Origin of the sequence: Actinacidiphila yanglinensis, assembly GCF_900107965.1 — a bacterium.
GTDB lineage: Bacteria > Actinomycetota > Actinomycetes > Streptomycetales > Streptomycetaceae > Actinacidiphila > Actinacidiphila yanglinensis.
The window spans coordinates 492384-516706 of record NZ_FNVU01000003.1; the positions used below are offsets into that span (position 1 = coordinate 492384).

Here is a 24323-nt window from a genome sequence, read left to right on the forward strand (position 1 = left end):
CGTGAGGAGTACCGCGCCGTGACCGAACCGTCCGCAGCAGGGGAGCCGCCCGCGGTCCGCAGCGAGCGCGCCGGACCCGTCACCACCGTGGTGCTGTCCCGCCCGCGGGTGCGCAACGCCGTCGACCGGGAGACCGCCCAGGCGCTCGCGGACGCCTTCCGGGCGTTCGACGCGGACCCGGACGCCTCCGTCGCGGTGCTGTGGGGCGAGGGCGGTACGTTCTGCGCCGGCGCGGACCTCAAGGCGGTGGGCACCGAGCGCGGCAACCGGCTCGAGCCGGACGGCGACGGTCCGATGGGGCCCACCCGGATGCGGCTGGGCAAGCCGGTGATTGCCGCGATCGCCGGCCACGCGGTCGCGGGCGGGCTGGAGTTGGCCCTGTGGTGCGACCTGCGCGTGGTCGAGCGGGACGCCGTCCTCGGGGTGTTCTGCCGCCGCTGGGGAGTGCCCCTGATCGACGGCGGCACCGTGCGGCTCCCGCGGCTGGTCGGCGCGGGCCGGGCGATGGACCTGGTGCTCACCGGGCGCCCGGTCGACGCGGCCGAGGCCCTTGCCATCGGTCTGGCCGACCGGGTGGTCCCGAACGGCACCGCTCGCGCCGCCGCCGAGCAACTCGCCGCACAGATAGCGGCGTTCCCGCAGACCTGCCTGCGCGAGGACCGGTTGTCCCTGCTGGAGCAGGAAGGGCTGCCCGAACCGGAGGCGATGCGGGTCGAGTTCGCGCACGGCCAGGTCTCGCTCACCGAAATGGCCGCGGGGGCGGCCCGGTTCACGGCGGGCGAGGGAAGGCACGGGGCCTTCGGCGCATGAGGAGGTGGCGGCGCCGGACCGGGGCCGCTGCCGGGTCAGTGCCGGAAGAGCCGAAGTCCGGTGCGCACCAGGGTCATTCCCTGCCGCTCGCACGCCCGCGCGACCCGGCCCGAGCGGATCGACCCGCCCGGCTCGGCGATCCACCGCACCCCGTAGCGCGCCGCGTGCTCCACGTTGTCCTCGAAGGGCAGCGCCCCGTCCGACGCGAACGCCACGCCCGACAGCCGATCCAGCCATGCCTTCCGCTCGCCGCCGTCCGGGAGGAGCACCGCCGACGGCGGCGGCCCGACCAGTACCTCCCGCAGCGCTTCGACCTCGTAGGGCGTCAAGTCGCCTTCGGCGCAGCGGACCTGCCAGTTGACACGGTCCTGCCGCCGTACCGCCGAGTCGAACTCCATGGCGCGTACGGCCGGGTGGCGGCGCATCCACCAGGTGTGCGTCTTGCGGCCTGCCAGGCGCGTGCAGTCCACCCGCGACTGCTGGCCCGCACCGATGCCCACGGTCACCCCGTCGCGCACGTAGCAGACCGAGTTGGACTGGGTGTGGCGGACCACGACGAGGCCCAGCAGCAGGTCGTCGGCCGCGGCCCGCGGCAGGTCGCCGCACACCACGTCCGTGAGCAGGTCATAGCCGATCGCCACGTCGTCGCGTGCCTGGGTCAGCCGCAGGCCGTACTCCTCGCGGGTGTCGGTGGGCGGCGGCACGTAGCCGGGATCGGCCTCCAGCACCAGGAAGCGTCCCCGGCGCTTGCGGCTCAGCGCGGCGACGGCGCCTGGTGTGTAGCCGGGGGCCACGATCCCGTCGCAGACCAATCCGCCGAGCAGCGCGGCGAGTTCGTCGTCCACGGGGTGGGAGACGGCGGCCAGGTCGCCGTAGGACGACCTCGGGTCCGCGTCCCGGGCCCGGATGTACGCACTGGTCAGCGGGCCGGGGGCGGCCGAGCCGAGGCCGTAGCGGGCGGCGGTGTCCGCCTCGACCGGGCCGGCCAGCGCCGCGCCCGCGGGGGAGACGTGCTTGAAGGACGCAGCCGCGGGCCGGCCGAGCGCTCCGGCCGCCTCCCGGACCAGCTGCCAACCGCCCAGCGCGTCCAGCAGGTTGATGTAGGACGGGGCGCCGTTGAGCACCCGCAGGGGCCCCGCCCCCGAACCCGGCCCGGTCTCCACCGGCACCGCGCCGGCCGGCTGTTGCTGGGGGTTGAGCCCGTACCGCAGTTCCACTGTCGGTCCTCCTCGGTCGCGTGTGCTGATCCGAGGCGCCCAGGCGGTCGACGCGTCCGAAGGTCGTCATGCCGCTCCCCGGTGGTGGCCCACCCTCGCCAGTCGCGGCGCCGCGATCGTACCCAACCGCGCGGAGGGAGCCGGACGTCGGGCACCGTCTAGGCTCGCGAGATGATCGTATGGCTCAACGGCACGTTCGGCGCGGGTAAGACGACCACGTCGAAGCTGCTCACCGAGATGCTGCCCGACGCCCGGATCTTCGACTCCGAGTACGTCGGGTACATGCTCCAGCCGTTCCTGACCGACAGACCCGTGCGGGACTTCCAGGACCACCCGCCCTGGCGGCCGCTGGTCGTGCAGACCGCGGTGCACCTGCTCGACTACGTCGGCGGCACCCTGGTCGTCCCGCAGTCGGTGCTCGTCCAGGCGTACTGGACCGAGTTGTCCGCCGGCCTGGCCGAAGCCGGACTGCCCGTGCACCACTTCGTGCTGCACGCCGACCCGGCCGAACTCGCCCGGCGGATCGAGCGGGACACGGTCGAGACGGCGGCGCGGAAGTGGCGGCTCGACCATCTCGCCGACTACGAGGCGGCGTTGCCGTGGCTGCGCGAGGCGGGCACGGTGGTCGACACGGAGACGAGGACGCCGGAGGAGGTGGCACGGCAGATCGCGGCCGAGGTGACGCGGGCGGCGGCCGCGGCCTGAGCCCCGATCGGGTGCGGCGGCTCCGAGCGGTGGGGCGCGGGGCTCCGGACCTGCCGGGGGCGCGGGGGTATCGGGGGCGCGGCGCCGTGCCCGGGCGGTCCCAGGCGTGGCACACCCGTCGTTCCTTCCGCACGATCCGGGGCGGACTGTTTAGTCTGACCACATGAAAGAGTGGGACCTCAGAAAGCTCCGGATCCTCCGCGCCCTGCACGACTCGGGCACCGTCACCGCCGCGGCGGGCGCCCTGAGGATGACGCCGTCGGCTGTCTCGCAGCAGCTCACGATGCTCTCGAAGCAGATAGGGGCGCCGGTCGTCGAGGCCCACGGCCGGGGGGTGCGGCTGACCGGCGCGGCGCACGTCCTGCTGCGGCACGCCGAAGTGGTCTTCGCCCAACTGGAGCGGGCGGGCGCCGAACTGGACGGCTACGCCCGCGGCGACGCGGGTCTGGTCAGGATCGGCACCATCGCCACCGCGATCAGCCGGCTCGTGGTGCCCGCGGCCGAACTCCTGCGCCGGTCCGCGCCCGCGATCACCGTGTCGGTGCGCGAGGTCGAGGCCGCGGCGGTCTTCGAGGAGCTGGCGGCGGGTGAGGTGGACGTCGCGGTGTCGCTCGCGGTCGACGCGCCCACCGCCCGCGATCCACGGTTCGTGGTGTCGCCCTTGCTCACCGACCCGTTGGACATCGCCCTGCCGATCGGCCACCCGCTGGCCTCGGCGCCCGGGCTGCGGCTGGCCGCGCTCGCCGAGGAGCGCTGGATCTTCGGCAGCAGCGGGCCGTGGCGCACCCTCACGCTCGCGGCCTGCGCCGACGCGGGTTTCGTGCCCGAGCAGGCGCATGCCGCGGCGGACTGGCCTGCCATCTTCTCGCTGGTGGCGGCGGGGATGGGCATCGCGCTGGTGCCGCAGATGGCGAGCGTGGGCGGGTGGCGGCGCGAGGTGGCGGTCCGGCCGCTGGACGCGGACCGGCCGGTGCGCCGGATCGTGGCGGCCGTGCGGGGCGGTACGGACGAGGGGGCGCTGCTCCGCCGGGTGCTGGGTGCGCTGCGGCAGGCCGCTGAGTTGGACCCATTCGTGAAGTTGAACTGAAAGAAACGTTCAAAAAGATTCGATGGACCTGAAGTGTCGGAGGAGGGAGGGTGGGGGCATGAAACGGAACGAGGGTGACGGCGGGCGGTAGCGGCCGGAGCGGGAGCCCGAGCGGTGCCGCGGCTGCGGATGCCCCGGCGGCGGAGACGAGTGCGGCGCGAGCCGCGAGGGAGGGGACCGGGATCATGGCGCGAGAAGCGGTGTTCACCGCACTGACCGATTTCACCGGGGACGCTTTGCCGTACGGCGGGGGGAACCCGTTCGCGGACTACCGCCGGGCCGCGTTGCCCTTCACCGGGCTGGCCGACCTCACCGACCGGCGGCTCGGCGCGGGCGTGATCGCGGCCAATGACGAGTTCTTCGCCGAGCGGGAGAATCTGCTGGTGGCCGGGCCCGCGGTGTTCGACCCCGAGCGGTTCGGCCACAAGGGCAAGGTGATGGACGGCTGGGAGACCCGCCGCCGCCGGGGCCGCTCGGCGGGGGAGCCGCACCCCGATCCCGAGGACCACGACTGGGCGGTGATACGGCTGGCGGTGCCCGGCGTGGTCCGCGGCATCGTGGTGGACACCGCGCACTTCCGCGGCAACTACCCGCAGTCCGTCTCGGTGGAGGCCGCCACCCTCTCCTCGGCGTCCGGCCCGGAGGACCTGGCGGACCCCGGGGTGGAGTGGACCGCGCTGGTGCCGCGCACCCCGATCGGCGGTCACGCGGAGAACGCGTTCGCCGTCCACCTCGAGCGGCGCTTCTCGCACCTGCGCCTGCGCCTGCATCCGGACGGCGGTGTGGCCCGCCTGCGGGTGTACGGCGAGGTGGCCGCCGACCCGGCCTGGCTGGCCGCGCTCGACACCGTCGACCTCGTCGCGCTGGAGAACGGCGGCAGCGTGCAGGACGCCTCCGACCGCTTCTACTCCCCGCCCGAGCACACCATCCTGCCGGGCCGCTCGCGCACGATGGCCGACGGCTGGGAGACCCGCCGCCGCAGGGACACCGGGCACGACTGGATCGAGTACCGGCTGGTCGAGCAGGGCCTCATCCGGGCCGTCGAGATCGACACGGCCTGCCTGAAGGGCAATGCGGCCGGCTGGGCCGCCCTGTCCGTCCGTGACGGAGAGGAAGGGGAGTGGATCCCGCTGCTCGCCCGGGTGCGGCTGCACCCGGACACCCTGCACCGCTTCCTCGTCGACGGCGCCCTCCCGGCCACCCATGCCCGGATCGACATCTACCCCGACGGCGGCATATCCCGGCTGCGGCTGTACGGCTCGCTGACCGGGCAGGGCGCGGCGCGGCTGGCCGAGCGCGCCGAGGCGATCGGCTGAGGCGCTGTCCGGCCCGGGCCCCGGGGGGCGGCCCGGGCAGCCCTCACCGCATCGTCGGACCGGAGCCCGCCGGTCCGCCGGCTGAACCGGCCCGCCCTGAGCGAAGACCTTGCGTGGTCGTGCCGAGCGAGGCGGTGCGAGGCGGGGCGGTGGGTGCGGGTCTACTCCGCGCCGAGGAGGGACAGCAGGTCTGTCCTGCCGAACACCCGGGCGGTGTCGATCGCGGACGGGCTGCCCGCCGACGGGTCGGCGCCGGCGTCCATCAAGGCGCTGATGACGTCCCGCTCCCCCTTGAACACCGCACCGGCGAGCGGGGTCTGGCCGCGGTCGTTGGCCCGGTCCACTTCGGCGCCCCGCTGGATCAAGGCGTGCACCGCCGGGGTGTGTCCGTGGTAGGCGGCGAGCATGACCAGGCTGTCACCGCTGTCGTTCGTCAGGTCGACCGGCACCCCCGCGTCCACGTACGCGGCGAGCTTGTCGGTGTCGCCCTTCCGGGCCAGATCGAAGGCCTGGGAGGCGAGTTGGAGGACCTCGGGGTCGTGTGCGGGCTCGCCGGCGGGCCCGGAAGCGGAAGCGGGGTCGGGGCTGGACTCGGTCATGCCACCCAGCCTACGCAGGGCAGCGTCCGCTGAAGAAGGAGATCACCACGTGCCGCGCCGGGGCGTCGCCGACCCGGACGTCCAGCGGGACGCAGGCGCGGCCGTCGCCGGCGACGAAGAAGGAACCGCGAAAGGAGGTGGGACTGCCGGGGCAGGCGTGGAAGGTCACCGCGGGTGTGGGCGTGGAGCCGTACTCGCCGCCGAACTCCAGGCCGGCGCGGGCGCGCTGCTGAGTGCCGACCGTGACGGTGACGACGGCGCCGGGGCTGACCAGGGACTGGATGCGGTAGTGCCAGCCGCCGGAGTTGGGCACGCCCTGGTCGCGCTGATCGCCGTCGGCCAGGCCGCGCAGGCCCTGCCAGGTCAGCGGGCCGACGGTGACATCCAAGTCGGCGGACGGTGTCGATGTGCCGTGGGACGTGCCGCGGGAAGTGCTGGGGGTGGGGGCGTAGTGGGTGCTGCGGGTGGGCGGGTGTGCGGTCGGCGTCGGGGGTGGGGCGGCCGAGGCGCTGGTGGGGGAGCCGGCCGGGTTGGTGGGGCGGCGCGGCGGGACGGGGGTGCCATTACGGTAGGGGGTGCCGTCGACGCACTCCACCGGTCGGGGATGTTCGACGCTGCCGACCGGGGGTGGCGCCGACGCCACCGACGGCGACGCGGTGGCGGTCGCATCCGAGTGCGTGCCGAGCGAGCAACCGGAGAGCAGGATCAGCGCTCCGCCCACCGACCAGCCCACACGTAACGCTCGTCCTGACATGAGCATCACTCCTCAGTCAGGACGGTACGTCCTCAACCGAGCGGCGGCCAGACCACCAATTGCCGCACCAACTCCGCCTCGCCGCTGATCCGGAGGCTGCCGGCGTCCCACGGGATCCTCCGGAACAGCGACAGCAGCAGGTCTCCGGCGGACCCGGTGATCGCCGCGCCCGGCTCGGGACCGTCGCCCGGGCCCATGCGCACCGCGGAGGCGCCGGTCGCGTCGAGGATCAGCGTCCAGGCCGGCCCCTCCTCGGAGATCAGGGCGACCCGCGCGGGGGAGTGCGGCCAGCCGTCCATCGTGCCGAACCCCACGTGCAGGAACTCGTCGATCGCGTCCAGTGCCAGCCCCGCAGGCAGGGGCTCGGGGGCGCCCGCCGCGTCCTGGGCGTCGCGGGCGTGCACTGCGGCCTCCTGCACCTGGTGGCGTGCGACGGCGCCCGCGGTCGACGGGTTCCCCGACTCCGACCACCACGTCCAGCACTCCCGGTCCGGGCCCGCGGCGCGCAGCGAGTCCAGTAGCAGTTCGGTGGATCGGGCCGACCACGGCAGCAGTTCGCCGCCGGGCGGCGGGCCCTCCGCCGACTCCGGTGGCCGCCCGGTCGCGCCCGCCGCGACCGCGGCCGCCCAGAACCGCTGCACCTGGCCGAGATGCGCCACGAGGTCGCGCACCGTCCAGTCCGGGCAGCCCGGGATCTGTGCCTGCTCGTCGGCGGTCTCCACCGCTTTCCGCAGCGCGGCCGACCGGTCCTCGACCAGTTCCAGCCAGTCGGGAAAGCGCAGGACCGGGAACGCGGCGGCAGGCGGAGGAGTGCCGAAGGATGTCATGGGCAATGTTCTAGCAGCGCGCACGGACACGGATGGCGCAACCGATTCGAACGCCGATCGTGCCGGGATCCGGTCCGTGGGGCGAGGAGGACGGTTCACCCGGGTTTCCTGGGTTTTGCCCAACCCTGACGGGCGCGGACTCTGTTCAGCGGGCCGGGAACCCTGTTCCATGGTCATCACACGGCCGCCGTGCCGAAGGCGGCCACCCGTGCCGGATGAGGTGGCCTTGGCCAGGACCGCGACGACCGCGACGACCGACACGACCGACACGACCGTGCGGCGCACCACCGTGCGCGTCCCCGCCGCGCCGCTCGGTCCGGAGAACCCGCTGCCCGCGCTCCGCGAGCGACCCGAGCAGCACCGCCTCGACTCCCGCGAACGTGACGCCATGCCCCCGGACATGGCCCGGCAGATCGGCTACGCCCCGCTGCGCACCGTCCTGCCGGTCCGGGTGCTCGACGGGTACGGCCGGGACCGCGCGCCCGCGGATCTGGACGCCGTGGTCCTGGAGAACGACCGGCTGCGTGCCACGGTGCTGCCCGGCCTCGGCGGCCGGCTGTACTCGCTGCTGCACAAGCCGACCGGCCGTGAACTGCTCTACCGCAACTCGGTGTTCCAGCCGGCGGACTTCGCGCTGGCGGGTGCCTGGTTCTCCGGCGGCGTGGAGTGGAACCTCGGCGCCACCGGTCATGCCGCGCACACCTGCGCCCCGCTGCACGCCGCCCGGCTGACCGCGCCCGACGGCGGGGAGATGCTGCGGCTGTGGGAGTGGGAGCGGCTGCGCGACCTGCCGTTCCAGGTGGACCTGTGGCTGCCGTCCGGTTCCGACTTCCTCCACGTCGGCATCCGAGTGCGCAACCCGCACGGCCGGACCGTGCCGGTGTACTGGTGGTCCAACACCGCCGTGCCCGAGACCGCCGGCACCCGGGTGCTGGTGCCCGCGGACGCCGCCTGGCATTTCGACTACCACCGCACCCTCACCCATGTCCCGGTCCCGTGCCCGCCCGGAGGACCCGACAGTACGGACACCACCTACCCCGCCCGGTTCGCGTACGCCGCCGACCACTTCTTCGACATCCAGGGCGACGACCGCCGCTGGATCGCCGCCCTCGACGGGGACGGCCGGGGCCTGGTCCAGACGTCCACCGACGGGTTGCGGGGCCGCAAGCTCTTCCGGTGGGGCCGCGGCCCCGGCGGCCGGCGCTGGCAGGAATGGCTCACCGAACCCGGCACCGGCGGCTACCTGGAGATCCAGGCCGGGCTGGCCCGTACCCAGCTCGAACACATCCCGATGGCCGCGGAGTCGGAGCTGTGCTGGCTGGAGGCGTACGGCCCGCTCGACGCCGACCCCGCGCTGGTGCACGGTGCCGACTGGTCCACCGCCCGGGCCGAGGCCGCCGCGAGGCTCGAAGCGGCCCTGCCCCGGGCCGACCTCGACGCCGCTCACGCCGCCTGGCTCACCCGGGCCGACGCCGACCCCGACCCCGCGGACATCCTCGCCACCGGCTCCGGCTGGGGCGCGCTGGAGGTCGAGCGCGGACGTTTCGCGCTGCCCGGCACCCCCTTCCGGCCCGCCACCCTCGGCCCGGCGCAGAAGCCCTGGCTCGAACTGCTGGTGGCCGGAGTCTTTCCCCGGCCCGCCGCGGCCGCCGCCGCGCCCGGCCCGACCCTGGTCGCGGCCGAGTGGCGCGAGTTGATGGAGGCCGTCGACACCTACCCGGGCAACGAGTGGTATCGCGACTACCACCTCGGTATCGCCCAGTGGGCGGCCGGCGACCGGGCGCAGGCGGTCCGCAGCTGGGAGCGTTCGCTCGCCGCCCACGCCTCGCCGTGGGTGCTGCGCGCCCTCGCCGTCGCCGACACCGCCGCCGACCGGCCCGAGCGGGCCGCGGAGCGGTACCTCGCCGGCTACGACGCGCTCGCCGCCACCCTGACGGATGCCGTCACCCTCACGGATGCCGTGACCGTCACCCCGGCGGACCCGGTTTCCCTTCCCGCGGACCCCGGACTGCCCGACGAAGCAGGGCAGTCCGCCCGCACCGTCCTGCGCGCCTTCGCCCTGGAAGCGGTCCCCGCCCTGCTCGCCGCCGGCCGCGCCGACGACGCCGCCCGCGTCCTCGACCGCCCCGTGCCCGGTCCGGACGGGGCCGTGACTCCTTTGGACGGCGGGCGGGTGGAGTTGCTGCGGGCCCGTACCGCGCTCGCCCAGGGCGACCCGGGCCGGGCCCGGGCCATCCTCGACACGGGCGTGGTCGTCGAGGACCTGGCCGAGGGCGACGAGACGCTCAGCGACACGTGGTACGCCGTCGCCGAGGCCCTCCACACCGACCAGGCCCCGGCCGGAAAGGGCGCGGACCAGCAGGACGGCGCCTCGGGCGATGCACGGGCCCGGGCCCGCCAAGCCCATCCCCTGCCCCCTGGCTACGACTTCCGGATGCGCCCGGAGGACCCGCAGAAGCGACAGGACCCGCAGAAGCGACAGGACCCGCAGAACCCGTCGGACCCGCACTGAGACCGCGCACCGCTCACCGCACTACCGGCCCGCGCTCAGCAGCTCCTCGCGCTCCCCGGCGGACAGGTCGCCGGGGGCGCGGCGCTCCCGGGCGGCGCGGTTCGCGGCCTGGCGCAGCGCCTCGTTGACGGGGGTGGGCACCCCGAACCGGCGGCCGAGCAGCACGATCTCGCCGTTGAGGTAGTCCGACTCGATCGACCCGGCTCCCCGCGTCAGGCTCTGCCAGGTCGAACTGCGGTTGCCCGGAGGCGAGTTCACCTGATCCCCGCGCGTCCGGCTCTGCTCCTCCGCGCCCACGTAGGCGATGCCGGCCGCCGCCAGTGCGGCAGCTCCCTCCGCCCTTGCCCGGGTGACCAGTTCGTGCTGCGCGTCCTCGTCGGGGCCGAGCACCGCGTCCGCCGCGTTCACCAGGTTCGCCAGCAACTTCGCGTACTTCCAGGCCATCACGTCGTCGGTGACCGGCGCCGCGAAACCCGCGCCGGTCAGGTCGTCGGCGATGGCCCGCGCGGTGGCGTCCGAGCCCGACGGGTAGCGGCCCAGGTGCAGCATCCCGGGCAGCGGGGTGCACAACGCGCGCACCACGCCCGGTTCCAGGAAGGACGACGGGAGCCACACGCACATGCCGTAGACGTCGGCGAACCGGCGCAGCGCCAGCCGCTCGTTCTCCACGCCGTTCTGCGCGCACACCACCGCGGGCCCGTGGCCCCGGCGGGCGCCCGTGCCCGTGCCGCAGCCGTAGGAGGCCCACGTGTCCAGCACACCGGGGGTGTGCTGCGTCTTCACGCAGAGCACCAGGACGTCGTCGTCCCGCGGGGTCAGCTCGTCCGGGCCCGCGACCGCCGGGATGCTCAACTGCCGTTCGCCGTCGGCGAGCTGGAGCCACAGCCCGTGCGCGCGCAGTGCCTCCAGATGCGGGCCGCGCGCCACGAGCACGACCTCGCGCCCGCTGCCTGACAGCAGCCCTCCGATGGCGCCGCCCACCGCTCCGGCGCCGATGATGATGTATCGCATAACGGAACCCTCATTGGTGATTCTGACGATCATAGCTGCTGGGTACGGACCGCGACCGCGGCCGACTTCGGTTCGGCCGAGTACGTGGCGCAGCCGGATGCGGCTTCGGTGGTCCTTGGTCCGATCCTCAACTCCGGTGTGGAGCAGGGAACATGGGCCGTGAAGTGCACATCCTCACGAGGCGGGCGGTATCGCTGGGCCAAGCGCTGCCCGGCCCTCGATTGAGCTTCCTGTGCGCCCACGCTGGCTCTCGGCGACTGTCAAGGGCGGGTGGCTCGTTGAGTTGGGACTCGCGGGTCTGGTTGTCTCTCGACGTCTTAGGCAAATCTGATGCTGACTCAATGCTGACTTCGCTGACCAGTCGTCAGATTCGAATTTGCTGTGGACACACAGCACCGGCCTCGGGCGTGCCTCCTCCGTCAGGGCGGGGGCATCCAAGGACGGAGGGGCGTTGGGGCGGGGTCGCGCTGGACGCCAGGCGGTAGGCTGGATGGCCGCTCGCCGTCGCAGTGGCGGCCGCCGTGCACAGATCGGCGCCGACGACGCGCCGCGCTGATCTCCCCATTGGCGGGAAAAGGGGCCGTCCACGCGTTCAAACTGTTGCACGCGCCACAGGCTGCCGAACCGGATGTCACCATCGTCACCGTCGCCGTGGACTTCTGCGGCGTCGCCGTCCGCCGGCTTCGACCGGACCAGTTGAACGTCGCCATCGAGGGTGACCGGACGCTCGGCGACCTGGTTCTCACGTCAGTCGTGGAGGCATGCGGTGCTGGGCATGTTCATGGACGATGCCCGGCGGCGGACCGGCAAGCTGAGCGATGCGCGGCGAACGGAGCTCACCGCACTGGGGATGCGCTGGGCAGGGGCGGGAGCGTGATGAGCAACACGGGCCGGGGCGGGCCGGGCGCGGTCAACCGGGCTCGGGAATCCAGGGAGCGAATGCGTTAGTCCGTGCCGCGCGCCCGACCATTCGGGAGCGGGGCGCACTGCAGATCGCCCTCCCCTTTTCCCGACGGGTGCCCCACCGTTGCAAATACCTCCTTCCCCGCCTGCTCCAGGGCGAGAAGAGGTGTCGCAGCCGTGGGAGTCGGCTGGGCAAGTGGCCTGGCCAGGGGTGATGCCTGCCGCTGGCGGAATGAGTCCGGGGCTTGCAGCAGGGACCGCCGCGTGGCCGGCTTCGGGGGCTCGCTGCGGCGGAGAGCCCCCGAAGCCGGCTCGGGTGGATCGGGTGGTGCAGGTCCATAGAGGCCGGGTCCAGGTGGAGGGCGGACATGCTTCGGCCGTTGCCTGCTACAAGTGCTGAACGATCATCCCGTGTGACAGCCGACCCGAGGTACCTTCCAGTCGGCGATGATCAGTCCTGGTGCGCCATGGAGAAAGTGCGTCGGCGGGCTTGGCCAAGCGGTGGGCAAGCTGGTCGGCCTCTTCTCCGGCAGTGCGCAGTTCCCGGGCGGCCGATCGCGCAGCGACGGCCGGGTCCTCCTGCCTGTCCATCCGGATGGCGCCCTCACCTGCGCGCAGAAGGAGGTGAGCAACCTCCCCGGTTGCTCACCCGCTTGCCCGGGCCGCCGCTTTCCACCGTTCCAAGTCCCTGACCTGCGGTTTTGATGTCGATGGAACCGTCCTGGGCTTGGCCGCCAGGCCGAGAAGTTCGGGGGCACGGCGGTACGTTTGAGCTATGAAGTCGAGCGGCGCTGACTCGCGGCCGGTCGGTTGGAGGGTGTGGAAGTCCCGGCCGATCCTGCTCACCGTCGCTCTGGTGTCTCTCGCCGTGATGCTCGGCGCGGACCTGGTCAGCGGGGAAAGGATCCGTATCGGCGGTCTGCTGGTCGCGGTACCTGCCCTGTCCGCGGTGTTCCTCGGCCCGCTCGACGTCCTCCTGCTTGCCTCCCTGACCGTCGGTGCGGTCGTCTGGATCTCCGCGGACAGAAACGTCCTGGGCACGGCGAATTTTCCCGTGGTGCTGGCGACCGCGGTGCTGGTCGGCGCCGGGGCCGTGCTGGCCGCACGCATCCGCGCGCGCCGCGAGCGCCAGCTGGCGAAGGTCAGGAAGGTCGCCGAGGCGACCCAGCGGGCGCTGCTGCGCCCGCTGCCGGGCCGGCTCGGGCGGGTGACGATCTCCTCGATGTACCTGGCCGCGGAGGAGGAGGCGGCGATCGGCGGCGACCTCTACGCCGCCGGCGTCGACGAACGGGGGGACACCCGTGTGCTCGTCGGCGACGTGCAGGGCAAGGGCCTGGCCGCCGTGGAGGTGGTGGGGCTGCTGCTGAGCTCGTTCCGCCGGGCGGTACGCTCCGGCGTGCCGCTGGAGGCGCTGCCGGGCTACCTCGACGAGGGCCTGCGTGACGACCTGGTCGACCTGGAGGAGAACGGCGCGCCGGGCACCGTCGACTCCCGCCCGGTCGAGACCGAGTTCCTGGAGCGGTTCGTGACCGCCGTCGTCGTGGACATCGCCGACGACGGCGGCACGGTGCGTATCGCGAACTGCGGGCACCCCCCGCCGCTGCTCATCCGCGGTGACCGCGTCATCCCGCTGCTGCCGGACGTGCCCGAGCTCCCGCTCGGCCTCGGTGACCTCGGCCGGGGCGGCCACCACGTCGACAGCTACGACCTGGCGCTCGGCGACATCCTGCTGCTCTACACCGACGGCGTGATCGAGGCCCGCAACGTCCAAGGTGCCTTCTACCCGCTCGCCGACCGCCTCGCGCACAGGACCCGCGACACCCCCGCCGTCCTGCTGGAGGACGTCCGCAACGACCTGACGCAGTACACCGCCGGGCTCAGCGACGACATCGCGATGGTCGCCCTCCAGCGAGTCGCCTGAGACCGCGGCATTCAAGGCCCCGTGACCGCCCGGACACCTCCGGCCGGATCACCGGTGTCGGCATCGGCATGGTCGGGCCCCGCGACCACGCGCTCGGCATCGACCGCGATGCGCACCGCCTGCGGCACTGGCACGACGTCCCTTTGCGTGAACGCGCCGAGGAGGCCCTCGGCCTGCCCGTCCACCTCGACAAGGACGTGACCGCCGGCGTCACGGCCGAAGCCTGGCGGCGCGGCCCAGCTTTTGACGACGCGGCTCTGATCATGGGGGGATCAGCCCACCAAGGTGAAAAGCTGGGTGCCCGGAGTCGCGCCGTTTTCCGTTGCCGGGCGCAGCGAACGCCGATGCTCCGTTCAGGGCACCAGCACGATCCTCCCGAAGACTTCTCCCGCGTCCATCTTGCGGTGGGCCACAGCCGCCTGGTCCAGCGGCAGCACCTCGTCCACCATCGTGCGCAGGTCCCCGAGCGCTGCATCGGCGAACTGGGTCGCCCGCACCGCCTGCCGGTCGGGGCCGGGCACGGTGTCGGAACTGAAGGTGGCGAACGTCAGTGATCTGCGGAAGCCGTCCATCAGCCGCATGCCGAAGTCCGCCGGCGGCTGCCCACCGACCACGCCGACGGCCACGTACCGCCCGTTGGCGTTCAATCTGTCCAGGAAGAGGGGAAGCTGGGGACCCCCCACGATATCGATCACCACGTCAAAGCCCGCCGGTGCGTCCGGGCCGCCCTCGCCGGAGCGGTTCAGGACGTGCGTGGCACCCAGTTCCTCAAGTCGCGCACCACGCAAGGCCGATGAAGTGGTGACCGCCACCGAGCCCGCCCCGTTCCTGGCTGCGAGCTGGACCGCTGTGATACCGATGCTGCCCGCCGCACCACGCACGAGCACCGTCTCCCCGGTTGCGAAGCGGGCCCTTTCCAAGGCGAAGTGGGCGACCACGCCGGACCCACCGAGAGCGACCGCTTGGGCGCAGGTCAGACCGTCGGGCAGCGGCAACACATCATCGACTGAAGCGGCGGCCTGCTCGGCATACCCACCGGACAGGCCGGTGAACGCCCATACCCGCTGCCCGATCCATGAGGCGTCCACGTCCTCTCCCACCGCGGTGACCCTTCCCGCGACCTCGCTGCCGAGGAGATGGCCCTCCCGGAAGCCGTAGGTGGCGAGCGTTCCCCGGCGGATCACGGCGTCCACACCGCCCACACCGATCGCTTCGGTGCCGATTCGCACCTGCCCCGGGGCGAGAATCGGCACGGGCACGTCGACGACCTCCAGGCCCTCAGGGCTTCCGAACGTCCTGATGGCGACGGCTTTCATCTCTGCTCCTTGGGTCGATGGACGGCCGGGCGCGATTGCTGCGACCGTGGGTATCGAACGGGCCCCACCGTCGGGCCCCCGCTGGATCGCCGGGCGGGGCGGCGGCACCGCCATTCGGACCGTAACGGACGCCCCCGTCCGTTTGGCTGAAGTGAGAGACGATGACTGGCTACTTGCCTCAGACCGTGCGCGCCGATGCGCGCGACAACCGGGTGCGCATCCTGGACGCTGCCCGCAGGGTGTTCGGCGAGGAGGGCCTGAGCGCACCCATGCGCGAGGTCGCCCGGCACGCGGACCTTGCCCCCGCCACGCTGTACCGGCACTTCCCGACCAAGGAGGCGCTGATGTCGCAGACGTTCACCGAGCAGCGCCGCGCCTGCCACGCTGCCGTCCGCGATGCCCTCACGCGGTCGGACCCGTGGTACGGATTCCAGCTCCTGATCGAGCGGATCTGCGAACTGCACGCAGAAAGTCGCGGATTCGCCGACGCTTTCATGGCGGCCTTCCCCGAGTCCATGGACTTCGTCGCCGACCGTGAGCGAACCGTGCGCGCCGTCGCCGAACTGGCCCGCCGTGCCCAGGAGAGCGGCCGGCTGCGCCCCGACTTCGTCGTCGACGACCTGATCCTCATGCTCACCGCCCACCAGGGCCTCCAGCACGCGCCCCGCCCGGCCCGGCTCACGTCCTCCCGCCGCTTCGCTGCCTACGTGATCGAGGCGTTCCGCGCCGCACCGGAGACGGGATCACGTGGGGTTGTGGCGTGACCCGCCGACGTTGCCGTGGCCGCGTGGGTCAGGTCGCCGGGTCTGCCCGCGAGTCGGCGGCACTCGCGGTTCAAGGTTGCCGATCCGTGCGTCCCGGCACACCATGCCTCGCCGTGCAGCGGCCGTTGGACGCTTTCGCCTTACACCAACGTCATCTCGCTGTCCGGCGCGCCATGACGGCGACCAGCGCGGCGTCATCGCCGAGGTCGTGGCTGTAGTCGAGCAGGTCGTCGCGAACCAGGTCCAGCAGTTGGCGGGGAGTGCGGCCCGCGCCGAAGAATGCGAGGCGGTCTGCCAGGGGGTAGAAGTGCCCTTGCGCGTTGCGTGCTTCGCTGGCGCCGTCGGTGTAGAGCAGCAGTATGTCGCCGGCGGTGAAGGGGAAGGTGTCGACGGTCGCGTCCCCGGCCGGCGTCAGGTCGACGCCGATGGGCAGGGCGGGATCGGCGGGGCTGAGAGCCTCGACCTGTCCGGAGTGCAGCCGCAGCGGCGCTGGGTGCCCGTTGTTGAGGATGTGCACCACCGGGATGTGGTCGGGGATGTCGATGAGGACAACGGTGATGAAGGTCTCGTCCGCCCGGGTGTCCTGGCGCGTCGGTTGCGCCAGCCCCCATACGAGGGTGGATTCCAGTTCCTGCTGCAGTTCGGGCAGGCTCAGCTCGCGGTGCGCGGCGCCGCGGAACGCACCCAGCAGCAGCGCCGCGTCGTCGATCGCGCCGAGCCCCTTGCCGCGGACGTCGCCCATCAGCAGCCGGGTGCCATTTCTGGCGCGGACCGCCGCGTAGAGGTCACCGCCGATCCTGGCCTGGTCGGCGGCTGCCTGGTACGTGGCGGCGAGCCGCAGTGCGCCCATCCCTTCGGGTATCGGGTGCAGCATTGCCTGTTGGGCCGCCTCGGCTACTGATCTGACCTGCTGTAGTTCAGCACTGTGCCGTTCCCGCAGTCTGCAGAAGATCACCGTGAAGACCGAGATCAGCACCAGCGCCACCAGTTGCGATATGTGGTTGGCGGTGGTGATGCTGTTGCGCACCGCGGCGATCGTCAGCAGGGCACCGACGGCCAGCGCACCGATGGCGGCGGTGAACCGGGATCCACCGAAGGACGCGGTCAGTGCTGGGGCGACGACCAGCAGCGGGCCGAGGTGAATGTCCTGCGGGGAGAGCACGTCGGCGAACGTGATCATCAGAATCAGCGCGAGCGGAACCCACACCAGGCCCCGGTTCTGGTGCCAGGACCAGTCGCCGTCGCCGGGCTGGTACCGCATCCTTCCTGCATACACCCTGATGCCGCGCTGCGCCCGGCACAGCGGGTGGAATGTGGGTGATCATTGCGGCTCGGCGCCGCCGGGCAGGGGCTGCCCCGCCACGGGTTCGAGGTCGGAGACGCGGACTTCGTAGTGCAGCGATCGGCTCACGGTCCCTCCCGTCGGCCCTGGAGCTTGTCGATGTCCTCCGGCTGCAGGAAGTGGTCGGCGTAGTCGGTGCCGGCGAAGTGCTCGCCCATCAGCTTCGACCACAGCAGCACCGAGTTCAGCGGCCGATGGTTGATCACGATGTTCTGGGTCTGGCCGGCCTCGTTGAACCGGACCACGACGATGCTGCCGATCGGCTCCCCGTGGACCGTCGCGGTGTAGTCCTCGACGAAGTCGGCGTCACCGTAGCGCCCGATGACGTGGAAGTCCTGGTAGTCGTACAACGTCCGCGCGAACGAGAGGATCTCGCGTACGGCCTGCGGGCCTTTGATGATGCCGGTCAGTACCGACGCCTCCATGGTGACGTCGTCGGCAAGGTTCCCCAGCCACTCCGGCGTGTAGTCCCTGCGCTGCCTGGCGGCGTCGCCGCTGCCCGGATAGCTCGTCATTGCTCCTGCTCCTTCCTTGAAAGCCACTGACATCACCGTAACCCTTTTGCCCCTGTCGCACGACAGGGGCAAAAGGGTTACGATTGCGTCATGGATGATGGTGGCGCGCGGACCCCGGGGACGAGGGAGGGGATGGCCGACCGTTTTCGTGTCGCAGCAGCCCCGGGTGGACTGCGATTGGTGCAGGAACTCTTGAACACTGCGGCACCCAAGGCGCGCTCGAACTCTCCGGATCTGCTCGCAACGCCGGAGCGCGCCGACGCCTGGATGCACGGACGGGGGATCCCTGCCGGAACGGTGGACACGGCGGCGCTGCGCTCGTTGCGTGATGCCCTGCGTGCCGCGCTGGTCCACCGGGAAGAAGGCGGACCGGCCCCCTCGGCCGGCGACGGCCTCCTTGAGGCACCGATCGCCTTCCGGTTGTCCCCGGATGGCTCCGTGCACACCCCAGGGGCATCCAGTGGCGTCACGGCTGTTCTCGAGCGCGTCCTGCTTGCCGTCCATGACGCACAGCTGACCGGGGCCTGGGCCCGGCTGAAGGTGTGCCGCAGCCCAGAGTGCCGAGTCGCGTTCTGGGACCAGTCCCGCAACACGAACGCGGTCTGGCACGACTCGCAGACCTGCGGGAACATCGCGAACCTGCGAGCCTCACGAGCTCGCCGCAAAGCAGGAGAACAGGACAACACCCCATGAACCACAGCCCCCGAGTCCTGGTCGTCGGAGCCGGCGGTACCGGCGGATACTACGGCGGCCGCCTCCTGCAAGCCGGCCTACCCGTGACCTTCCTCCTGCGCCCCGCCCGGGCCAGTGCCATCCGGCAGAACGGGCTACGGCTCGTCACGCCCTCCGAGACCAGCCTCCTGACCCCGGAAGTCATTACGGCAGCAGAACTTGATTCGCCCTTCGATGTCGTCATCCTCGCCACCCGCGCCGACGCCATCGACGCCGTGACAGCGCAGATCGCCCCGGCAGTCGGCGAGAGCACCCGCATCCTGCCCCTCCTGAACGGCGTCGACCACCTCGCGGTCCTCACCGACAAGTACGGAGAGGACCGCGTCCTCGGGGCCGTCGCCATGATCGCGGCAGCCCAACAGCCTGATGGTTCGATCCATCAGCTCACCTCGATGGCAGGCCTGACCGTCGGCAGTCCCACCGGGCAGCCGGTACCAGATGCCGTGCACAGGCTCGACGTGCCCGGAATCAGCTTCACCCTCAGCGAGGAGATCCTCGCCGACATGTGGCAGAAGTGGGCGTTCATCGTCTCCACCACCTCCCTGACCACGCTCATGAGCGCCCCTGTCGGTGAGGCGATCGCCACACCCGACGGGCTGGGCATCGCCAGGGCGATTGCCGCCGAAGCTGCCTCCGTGGCCGCGGCGGCCGGGCACCCACTCGGCGCGAAGCGCCTGCAGAGCATTACCGGCACGCTCACCCAGGAAGGATCACCGGCCACCACATCCGTCTTCCGCGACATGACCGCCGGACGCCCCGTAGAAGTCGAACCCATGCTGGGTGCTTTCCTCAACTACGCCGCCGCGCACGGAGTGGATGTCCCGCGAATCCAGCTCGCGACAGCCCGCCTTCGCGTCTACCAGAACCGACTCGCCACCCTCTGAAGTCCTCCAGGTGCGCCGGCGCGGAAGGGGAACTCGGTCCGTGCTGAGGCGTCGAGGCAATACCCGGTACCCGTGGGTTCGGAGACTCGGCGTGGCAGCAGGCCGAGGACCTACGGGTTCGATCCCTTGGACGCCACGGGGGACTCGGCGATCGACTTTGGCTCTGCCTCCTGGGCTGCGGGACGAAGGCAACTCACACAGGTCTGTCGCCTCACGCTGCGCTCAACGTGTGTTCACCCGGCTGGGCCCCCTGGTTGGTGCTGCGGATGCGGGCGTTCCATGACGGTATCGGCAGAGCCCGAGTGCGTTGCGCCCCGCCCGTCAGTCGTGCTTCGCTCGCGCGATGAACCTTCTGCTGACGGCGAGTGGCCTGCGCAACGAGACGCTGCGGGACGCACTGCGGGACATGCTGGGAAAGCCGTTCGGATCGGCGAACGTCGTGTTCGTTCCCACGGCGTCGGTCGCTCAGCCCGGGGACCACGGATGGTTCGTCGCGGACATGAACCGGCTGTACGGCCTCGGCTGGCGGGAGTTCGACGTTCTGGAGCTGAACGGGCTGCCCCGGCAGACGGCGCTCGACCGGCTGCTCCACGCCGACGTCATCCATGTCGAAGGCGGTAACCAGTACCACCTCGCGCGCAGCATCACCGGCAACGGCCTGGCCGGCGGCTTCCTGGAGGCGCTGGAGAGCCGGGTCTACGTGGGGGTCAGTGCCGGGTCGATGGTGTTCAGCCGCAATCTCACCGGACACTCCGCCGACGTCATCGGGGACACCGCGGACCTCCACGTGCTCGGCGCGACGGACGTGGAGCCGCCCTTCGGCCTCTTCGACTGGTACCTCAAGCCCCACCTGTACTCACAGGACTTTCCTGAGCGCGACGACGCGTGGGCTGATCGCATCACCGCGCGAGCGGACTTTCCGATCTACTTCATCGACGACGAGACCGCCGTGCGCGTCAGGGACGGCAAGGTGGACGTGCTCTCCGAGGGCCGGTGGCGATTCCAGCCCTGACGCAACGTGGGGCGGTGAGCCCCGGAAGCAGTGGTTTCCTGCGACGGCGTCAGCATCGGCATAATGGCGGCGCGCGAACCTGCAGGGTCAGCCGGGTCTCGGCATCCCCGGAGGCCACCGCGCCGACGGCGTTGCCGACCCGGCACCACGAGCCGTCGTCGGCACCGCAGTCCGCGCGCTGGGCAGCGGGATCGACACCTGGTTCCACGACGCCGGGCCGGACACCGCGACGGCGCTCGCACGGTACGAGGCCGAGCGCACCGCCCGCTTCGACGAGGTCCGTGTGCACGCGGACGCCGTTGAACGGGCAGCCGACGCCGAGGAGTTCGCGGCCCGGTACGCGGCCTTCAGCCGCTGGATGCTCACCACGGCACCCACCGTCTGAAGCGGGTCCCACAGGGACGGCGCATGACCCTGCGGCGCCGATGTCCGCGGCGGTGACCAACGCCCCCAACAGCGCCTCGGCCCGGCCGCATCAGCAGTTCCCCGTGCTCGGCCGCGCCCCCGCCCTCACCGGCGGGCCGCTCGCAGCTCGCGGATCAGCGCGCGGACGGGAGTGGTGGCGGCCAGCTCCGGGGTGGTGACGTAGCCGACGGTACGGGTCGGGGGTTCGGGCCCGAGAGCGGCGGTCTCGACGCCCTCCGGTGCGCCGTCGAGGGAGAGCGCGGGCATGATCGCCATGCCGAGTCCGCTGCTCACCATCGAGAGCACGGCCCCGTCGTCCTCGGCCAGGACGGTCGCCTTCGGTATCCAGTCCTGTCCGGCCCACCAACGGCGCGTGGCGGAACCGCAGTTCTCGTGCCAGTCGACCAACGGCAGGGAGCGCGGGGCGGGGTGGCCCGCCGGATGCACCAGCCGATACGGGTCCTCGACGAGCACGTCGCCGATCAGCCCGGCGGCTGCGGGCGGGGCCGCGCCGAGCGTGGCGATGCCCACGTCCGCGCGCCCCTCGGCGACCTCGCCGGCCACGCCCGCGCCCAGCTCGCGCACGACCCGCACCTCGGGCTCGATACCCGGGTGGCGGGCGGCTAGGCGCTCAAGGACGGGAGGCAGCAGGTGGAGGGCGGCACTGCGGAAGGCGGCGATCCGCAGCGGGCCGGCGACCGTGCCCCGTTCGGCGCCCCGGGCCTCCGCGGCCAGGGCCTCCAGCAGCCGCAGGATCCGGCGGGCGTGGGCGGCCGCGGCGGCGCCGGCCGCGGTGGGGGTCGCGCCCTTGCGGCCCCGCTCGAAGAGCACCGCCCCGACCTTGCGTTCGGTCCCGCGGACGGAGTGCGAGACCGCGGACTGGGTCAGGCCGAGCGCCCTGGCGGCCGCCGAGAAGCCGCGCTCGCGGTCCACGGCCACCAGGATGCGGAGCTCGTGCGGCGCCAGGTCGGCGGCGGCCGCCGCACCGGGCACGGGAGGCAGCAGGGCGGCTGAGATGGCTGAGGCGGCTGCCAACGGGTTCCCACCTGCTTCTATGAGGGCTCTTCATGGATCGGGCCGTTCCATGAGCCCAACCCCCTCCTCGGGCTCCGCATTCCTCCCTACCGTCGCCGCCATGACCGAGACCGCGCTCACCGTGCACCAGACCGCCCGCCCCCACGGCTTCCCCACCCCCGGCCACTTCGCCTTCGTCGAGTCCGCGCTGCCGGTGCCCGGCCCGGGAACGGCGCTGGTGGAGAACCTGTACTGGTCGGTCGACCCGTACCACCGCGAGATGATGGACGCGGACTTCGCGCTCCACGCCCCCCTGGAGGGCCGCACCCTCGGCCGGGTCGTGGACTCCCGCGATCCGGCGCTCCGCGAGGGCGAGATCGTGCTGCACCGGCTGGGCTGGCGCACCCACGCGGTCGTCACCCCCGAACAGACCCGTGTGATCCCGCGGTTCGACGGAGCGCCGCTCTCGGCGCACCTGAGCATCCTCGGAGGTACCGGCCTGACCGCCTACGTGGGACTGACGCGAATCGCCGAACTCCGCGAGGGCCAGGACCTGTTCGTCTCCGCGGCGGCCGGCGGCGTGGGGACGGCCACCGGGCGGCTCGCCCGGCTGATGGGCGCGGGACGGCTGGTCGGCAGCACAGGCAGCGCGGCGAAGGCCGCCCACCTCACCGGGCAGGTCGGGTACGACGAGGTCTTCGACCACCGCTCCGGCCCGTCGGCCGAACTCCTCGCCCGGGCGGCGCCCGACGGGATCGACCTGTACATGGACAACGTCGGCGGGGAGCAGCTCGAAGCGGCGATCTCCTCGCTGCGGCCGTACGGCCGGATCGTGCGGATCGGCACGATCTCCCAGTACAACAGCACCGGTACGCCCTACGCGCTGCGCAACCTGCCCGACATCGTCGAGAAGAGCCTGCGCATGGAGGGCTTCCTGGTGAGCGACTACCGCGACGTGCAGGACGAGTTGTACGCGTTCGTGGTGCCGCACCTGCAGAGCGGGCGGATCGGGCTCGACGAGACCGTGGTGGACGGATTCGGCGGCATCGTGGACGCGTTCCTGGGGATGCTGCGCGGCGAGAACCAGGGGAAGATCATCGTCCGAGCGGCCGGAGCGGCCGGAGCGGCCGGAGCAGGCGCCTGACCGGCCGGGGCGGGCGCCTGCGGCAGGTGCGAGCCGTCGACCGCCGGCCGGGGCCCGGGCCGGGTCCTGGCGGCCCCATCGCGGGACCGCCAGGACGACCAGCCCCGGGCGGGAGACTCAGTACAGGGTCGACCACTTCGACCGCGGCCACGCGAGCACCGCGAAGATCTGCGCCGACGCGGCCTGCTGGATCGACTGCGTGGTGCCGCCGGTATCGAAGCGCACCAGGCCGGTCTTCGGGTCGCGGGCGCTCGTCCACACCCAGTCGGCGTACGCGGCCGTCGCCTTCTGGTAGGTGTCGCCGCCGGTGACGGACTCCAGCAGCAGCAGGTTCTTGAAGAAGATCGAGTTGAAGTACACCGGCTGGCTCTTCAGCCGGTCGCCGGTGACGTACCAGTCGTACGCCGCCTTGGCGATCCGCTCGGCGCGCGCCAGGTAGGTGCGGTCGTGGGTCGCCTGGTACAGAAGGACGTTGACGCCGATCGGCACGCCCTGGTTGTAGGACCAGACGGTCTGGTCGATGTCGCCGGTCAGCGAGACGTGGTCCCAGTAGAGCCCGTCCGGGCTCTGCAGGTTGGCGTTCGTCCAGTCGTAGAACCGCTTGGCGTTGTCCAGGTAGGTGCGCTTGCCGGTGATCTGGTAGAGCCGCAGGCCGAGTTCGGCGGCGGGCATGTTGGACACCGTGTTGCGGTCGGTGCTCCAGGACGCCTGGGTCCAGAAGACGCCGCCGGGTGCGGCGTGGCTCGCATCGGTGTCCCACCCGGACTCGACCAGCGTGAAGATCTGCTCGGCCCGCGACAGTGCCGAACGGTCGTCGTTCTGCAGGTAGTCCTGGACCTTCTCCAGCCCCACCCACTCGTTGTCGTCGTAGAACAGGTCGCCGCCCGCTCCGTACGGGGCGACGGCGTACGAGTCGTAGCCCGCCACCCCGGTCGTGCCGCCGGCGGCGTTCCAGTAGTGCTCCTGGGCTCTGTCCACCGCGGCCAGCTTCCCCCGCGCACGCGGGTCGACGGTCGAGATGTCCAGCGCCGCGACGTGCACCTGGGACAGCGGCCACTCGTACGAGTAGGCGTTGTCGCCGGCCGCCACCGGATACTGCTCGTGGAACAGCCCGGACCCGTCCGTCGTGCCCAGGTACTTCTCCAGTGCCGCGTAGGTCGCGGTGGCGCGGGCCGCGTTCGTACGGGCCGTCGTCCCCTCCTGGTGCGAGGCCGCCGCCGCGGTGGCGGGAGTCGCCGCCCGTGCCGCGCCGGGGGCCGCCGCACCGAGGGTTCCGGCGGCGAGGACCGCCACGACGGCGCCGGTCAGGGAGAGTTCCAGACGACGTGAGCGCATGGGAGCGCCTCCATTCCGCCTGCCGCGGGCGCGGCAGAGCATCGGGCCGACAACGTTGTCAAGTTGCGGATCGCCAGTCTCCCAGGCATCCCCCGCGGGGGGTAAGGCTCGTGCGCGATGTTTGTCCATCGTTTTTAAGAAGGGGTCCCTCCCTCGGTCGGGCCGGGCCGCCCTCGGGCCGGTCATGGAGGAGGCCAC

At 72.2% G+C, this 24323-nt stretch carries 22 protein-coding genes and 1 riboswitch; of the genes, 11 read left to right on the top strand and 11 right to left on the bottom strand.

Annotated features, from left to right (window positions below):
* The first annotated feature begins 18 nt into the window (after window positions 1-18).
* Window positions 19-810: a crotonase/enoyl-CoA hydratase family protein gene (locus C4U44_RS09075; protein WP_103885134.1), complete on the top strand. Its 792-nt coding sequence runs from the start codon at window positions 19-21 to the stop codon at window positions 808-810.
* A gap of 35 nt (window positions 811-845) precedes the next feature.
* Here C4U44_RS09075 and C4U44_RS09080 read toward each other — a convergent pair whose 3' ends face one another.
* The gene (locus tag C4U44_RS09080) at window positions 846-2027 is read right to left on the bottom strand and encodes a phosphoribosylaminoimidazolecarboxamide formyltransferase (protein ID WP_103885135.1); all 1182 of its coding nucleotides are present in this window, start codon (window positions 2025-2027) and stop codon (window positions 846-848) included.
* 30 nt (window positions 2028-2057) lie between these two features.
* Window positions 2058-2143: riboswitch (ZMP/ZTP riboswitch) on the bottom strand.
* Between the two features lie 55 nt (window positions 2144-2198).
* Between C4U44_RS09080 and C4U44_RS09085 the strand changes: the two genes are divergently transcribed.
* The 3 genes from C4U44_RS09085 (at window position 2199) to alc (ending at window position 5135) form a co-directional block, all read left to right on the top strand.
* A complete protein-coding gene (locus tag C4U44_RS09085; protein ID WP_103885136.1) occupies window positions 2199-2732 on the top strand; it encodes an AAA family ATPase in 534 nt (177 codons plus the stop codon).
* 163 nt (window positions 2733-2895) lie between these two features.
* Window positions 2896-3819: a LysR family transcriptional regulator gene (locus tag C4U44_RS09090; RefSeq protein ID WP_103885137.1), complete on the top strand. Its 924-nt coding sequence runs from the start codon at window positions 2896-2898 to the stop codon at window positions 3817-3819.
* A gap of 185 nt (window positions 3820-4004) precedes the next feature.
* Window positions 4005-5135 carry an allantoicase gene (gene alc, locus C4U44_RS09095; protein ID WP_103885138.1) on the top strand — a complete coding sequence of 377 codons (1131 nt, stop codon included), beginning with the start codon at window positions 4005-4007 and terminating at the stop codon, window positions 5133-5135.
* A gap of 161 nt (window positions 5136-5296) precedes the next feature.
* Here alc and C4U44_RS09100 read toward each other — a convergent pair whose 3' ends face one another.
* Genes C4U44_RS09100 through C4U44_RS09110 form a run of 3 tightly spaced genes read right to left on the bottom strand, consistent with a single transcriptional unit; the run spans window position 5297 to window position 7315 of the window.
* Entirely contained in the window at window positions 5297-5734 is a 438-nt protein-coding gene (locus C4U44_RS09100; protein WP_103885139.1) for an ankyrin repeat domain-containing protein, read from the bottom strand.
* 10 nt (window positions 5735-5744) lie between these two features.
* Window positions 5745-6488: a hypothetical protein gene (locus C4U44_RS09105; RefSeq protein ID WP_146088220.1), complete on the bottom strand. Its 744-nt coding sequence runs from the start codon at window positions 6486-6488 to the stop codon at window positions 5745-5747.
* A gap of 32 nt (window positions 6489-6520) precedes the next feature.
* Window positions 6521-7315 (bottom strand): maleylpyruvate isomerase family mycothiol-dependent enzyme, encoded by a 795-nt coding sequence (locus C4U44_RS09110; RefSeq protein ID WP_103885141.1) that lies wholly within the window; start codon window positions 7313-7315, stop codon window positions 6521-6523.
* A 274-nt stretch (window positions 7316-7589) separates the two neighbouring features.
* Here C4U44_RS09110 and C4U44_RS09115 point away from each other — a divergent pair, with 274 nt between their 5' ends.
* Window positions 7590-9827, top strand: a complete 2238-nt coding sequence (locus C4U44_RS09115; protein ID WP_235031950.1) for a DUF5107 domain-containing protein — start codon at window positions 7590-7592, stop codon at window positions 9825-9827.
* Between the two features lie 21 nt (window positions 9828-9848).
* Here the strand turns inward: C4U44_RS09115 and C4U44_RS09120 are convergent, their stop codons facing one another.
* The gene (locus C4U44_RS09120) at window positions 9849-10838 is read right to left on the bottom strand and encodes a ketopantoate reductase family protein (protein WP_103885143.1); all 990 of its coding nucleotides are present in this window, start codon (window positions 10836-10838) and stop codon (window positions 9849-9851) included.
* Between the two features lie 1678 nt (window positions 10839-12516).
* Between C4U44_RS09120 and C4U44_RS09125 the strand changes: the two genes are divergently transcribed.
* Complete coding sequence (locus C4U44_RS09125) at window positions 12517-13662, top strand: PP2C family protein-serine/threonine phosphatase (RefSeq protein WP_103885144.1); 1146 nt, start codon at window positions 12517-12519, stop codon at window positions 13660-13662.
* 11 nt (window positions 13663-13673) lie between these two features.
* Here the strand turns inward: C4U44_RS09125 and C4U44_RS41480 are convergent, their stop codons facing one another.
* Window positions 13674-13847, bottom strand: coding sequence for a hypothetical protein (locus C4U44_RS41480; protein WP_160145000.1), 174 nt, complete (start codon window positions 13845-13847; stop codon window positions 13674-13676).
* Window positions 13848-14015: 168 nt separating this feature from the next.
* On the bottom strand, window positions 14016-14978 hold the full coding sequence (locus C4U44_RS09135) for a zinc-dependent alcohol dehydrogenase family protein (protein ID WP_103885145.1): 963 nt from the start codon (window positions 14976-14978) through the stop codon (window positions 14016-14018).
* A gap of 161 nt (window positions 14979-15139) precedes the next feature.
* On the opposite strand from C4U44_RS09135, the gene C4U44_RS09140 reads away from it, so the two are divergent.
* On the top strand, window positions 15140-15742 hold the full coding sequence (locus tag C4U44_RS09140) for a TetR/AcrR family transcriptional regulator (RefSeq protein ID WP_200823183.1): 603 nt from the start codon (window positions 15140-15142) through the stop codon (window positions 15740-15742).
* Between the two features lie 151 nt (window positions 15743-15893).
* On the opposite strand, the gene C4U44_RS09145 is transcribed toward C4U44_RS09140, so the two are convergent.
* Together C4U44_RS09145 and C4U44_RS09150 are read right to left on the bottom strand one after the other, a co-directional pair.
* The gene (locus tag C4U44_RS09145) at window positions 15894-17003 is read right to left on the bottom strand and encodes a PP2C family protein-serine/threonine phosphatase (protein ID WP_103885146.1); all 1110 of its coding nucleotides are present in this window, start codon (window positions 17001-17003) and stop codon (window positions 15894-15896) included.
* A 146-nt stretch (window positions 17004-17149) separates the two neighbouring features.
* Window positions 17150-17599: a hypothetical protein gene (locus C4U44_RS09150; protein ID WP_103885147.1), complete on the bottom strand. Its 450-nt coding sequence runs from the start codon at window positions 17597-17599 to the stop codon at window positions 17150-17152.
* Between the two features lie 180 nt (window positions 17600-17779).
* On the opposite strand from C4U44_RS09150, the gene C4U44_RS09155 reads away from it, so the two are divergent.
* The 3 genes from C4U44_RS09155 to C4U44_RS09165 all read left to right on the top strand — a co-directional run bounded on the left by C4U44_RS09155 (window position 17780) and on the right by C4U44_RS09165 (window position 20227).
* The gene (locus C4U44_RS09155) at window positions 17780-18292 is read left to right on the top strand and encodes a CGNR zinc finger domain-containing protein (protein WP_160145001.1); all 513 of its coding nucleotides are present in this window, start codon (window positions 17780-17782) and stop codon (window positions 18290-18292) included.
* The gene (locus tag C4U44_RS09160; RefSeq protein ID WP_103885149.1) at window positions 18289-19215 is read left to right on the top strand and encodes a 2-dehydropantoate 2-reductase; all 927 of its coding nucleotides are present in this window, start codon (window positions 18289-18291) and stop codon (window positions 19213-19215) included. The genes C4U44_RS09155 and C4U44_RS09160 overlap by 4 nt, the downstream gene beginning before the upstream one ends.
* Before the next feature lie 343 nt (window positions 19216-19558).
* A complete protein-coding gene (locus tag C4U44_RS09165; protein ID WP_103885150.1) occupies window positions 19559-20227 on the top strand; it encodes a Type 1 glutamine amidotransferase-like domain-containing protein in 669 nt (222 codons plus the stop codon).
* A gap of 510 nt (window positions 20228-20737) precedes the next feature.
* Here the strand turns inward: C4U44_RS09165 and C4U44_RS09170 are convergent.
* Window positions 20738-21625 (bottom strand): LysR family transcriptional regulator, encoded by an 888-nt coding sequence (locus C4U44_RS09170; protein WP_103885317.1) that lies wholly within the window; start codon window positions 21623-21625, stop codon window positions 20738-20740.
* 142 nt (window positions 21626-21767) lie between these two features.
* Here C4U44_RS09170 and C4U44_RS09175 point away from each other — a divergent pair, with 142 nt between their 5' ends.
* Window positions 21768-22790: an NADP-dependent oxidoreductase gene (locus C4U44_RS09175; RefSeq protein ID WP_103885151.1), complete on the top strand. Its 1023-nt coding sequence runs from the start codon at window positions 21768-21770 to the stop codon at window positions 22788-22790.
* Between the two features lie 117 nt (window positions 22791-22907).
* Here C4U44_RS09175 and C4U44_RS09180 read toward each other — a convergent pair whose 3' ends face one another.
* Window positions 22908-24125, bottom strand: a complete 1218-nt coding sequence (locus C4U44_RS09180) for a glycoside hydrolase family 76 protein (RefSeq protein ID WP_103885152.1) — start codon at window positions 24123-24125, stop codon at window positions 22908-22910.
* Between the last annotated feature and the right edge of the window lie 198 nt (window positions 24126-24323).

Bases quoted from the DNA above. Each gene is read 5' to 3' on its own strand.
- C4U44_RS09105 (WP_146088220.1), bottom strand. From the start codon at position 6,488: ATGTCAGGACGAGCGTTACGTGTGGGCTGGTCGGTGGGCGGAGCGCTG.
- C4U44_RS09090 (WP_103885137.1), top strand. From the start codon at position 2,896: ATGAAAGAGTGGGACCTCAGAAAGCTCCGGATCCTCCGCGCCCTGCAC.
- C4U44_RS09110 (WP_103885141.1), bottom strand. From the start codon at position 7,315: ATGACATCCTTCGGCACTCCTCCGCCTGCCGCCGCGTTCCCGGTCCTG.
- C4U44_RS09165 (WP_103885150.1), top strand. From the start codon at position 19,559: ATGAACCTTCTGCTGACGGCGAGTGGCCTGCGCAACGAGACGCTGCGG.
- C4U44_RS09135 (WP_103885145.1), bottom strand. From the start codon at position 14,978: ATGAAAGCCGTCGCCATCAGGACGTTCGGAAGCCCTGAGGGCCTGGAG.
- C4U44_RS09150 (WP_103885147.1), bottom strand. From the start codon at position 17,599: ATGACGAGCTATCCGGGCAGCGGCGACGCCGCCAGGCAGCGCAGGGAC.
- C4U44_RS09175 (WP_103885151.1), top strand. From the start codon at position 21,768: ATGACCGAGACCGCGCTCACCGTGCACCAGACCGCCCGCCCCCACGGC.
- C4U44_RS09180 (WP_103885152.1), bottom strand. From the start codon at position 24,125: ATGCGCTCACGTCGTCTGGAACTCTCCCTGACCGGCGCCGTCGTGGCG.
- alc (WP_103885138.1), top strand. From the start codon at position 4,005: ATGGCGCGAGAAGCGGTGTTCACCGCACTGACCGATTTCACCGGGGAC.
- C4U44_RS09125 (WP_103885144.1), top strand. From the start codon at position 12,517: ATGAAGTCGAGCGGCGCTGACTCGCGGCCGGTCGGTTGGAGGGTGTGG.
- C4U44_RS09145 (WP_103885146.1), bottom strand. From the start codon at position 17,003: ATGCGGTACCAGCCCGGCGACGGCGACTGGTCCTGGCACCAGAACCGG.
- C4U44_RS09140 (WP_200823183.1), top strand. From the start codon at position 15,140: ATGACTGGCTACTTGCCTCAGACCGTGCGCGCCGATGCGCGCGACAAC.
- C4U44_RS09120 (WP_103885143.1), bottom strand. From the start codon at position 10,838: ATGCGATACATCATCATCGGCGCCGGAGCGGTGGGCGGCGCCATCGGA.
- C4U44_RS09085 (WP_103885136.1), top strand. From the start codon at position 2,199: ATGATCGTATGGCTCAACGGCACGTTCGGCGCGGGTAAGACGACCACG.
- C4U44_RS09160 (WP_103885149.1), top strand. From the start codon at position 18,289: ATGAACCACAGCCCCCGAGTCCTGGTCGTCGGAGCCGGCGGTACCGGC.
- C4U44_RS09100 (WP_103885139.1), bottom strand. From the start codon at position 5,734: ATGACCGAGTCCAGCCCCGACCCCGCTTCCGCTTCCGGGCCCGCCGGC.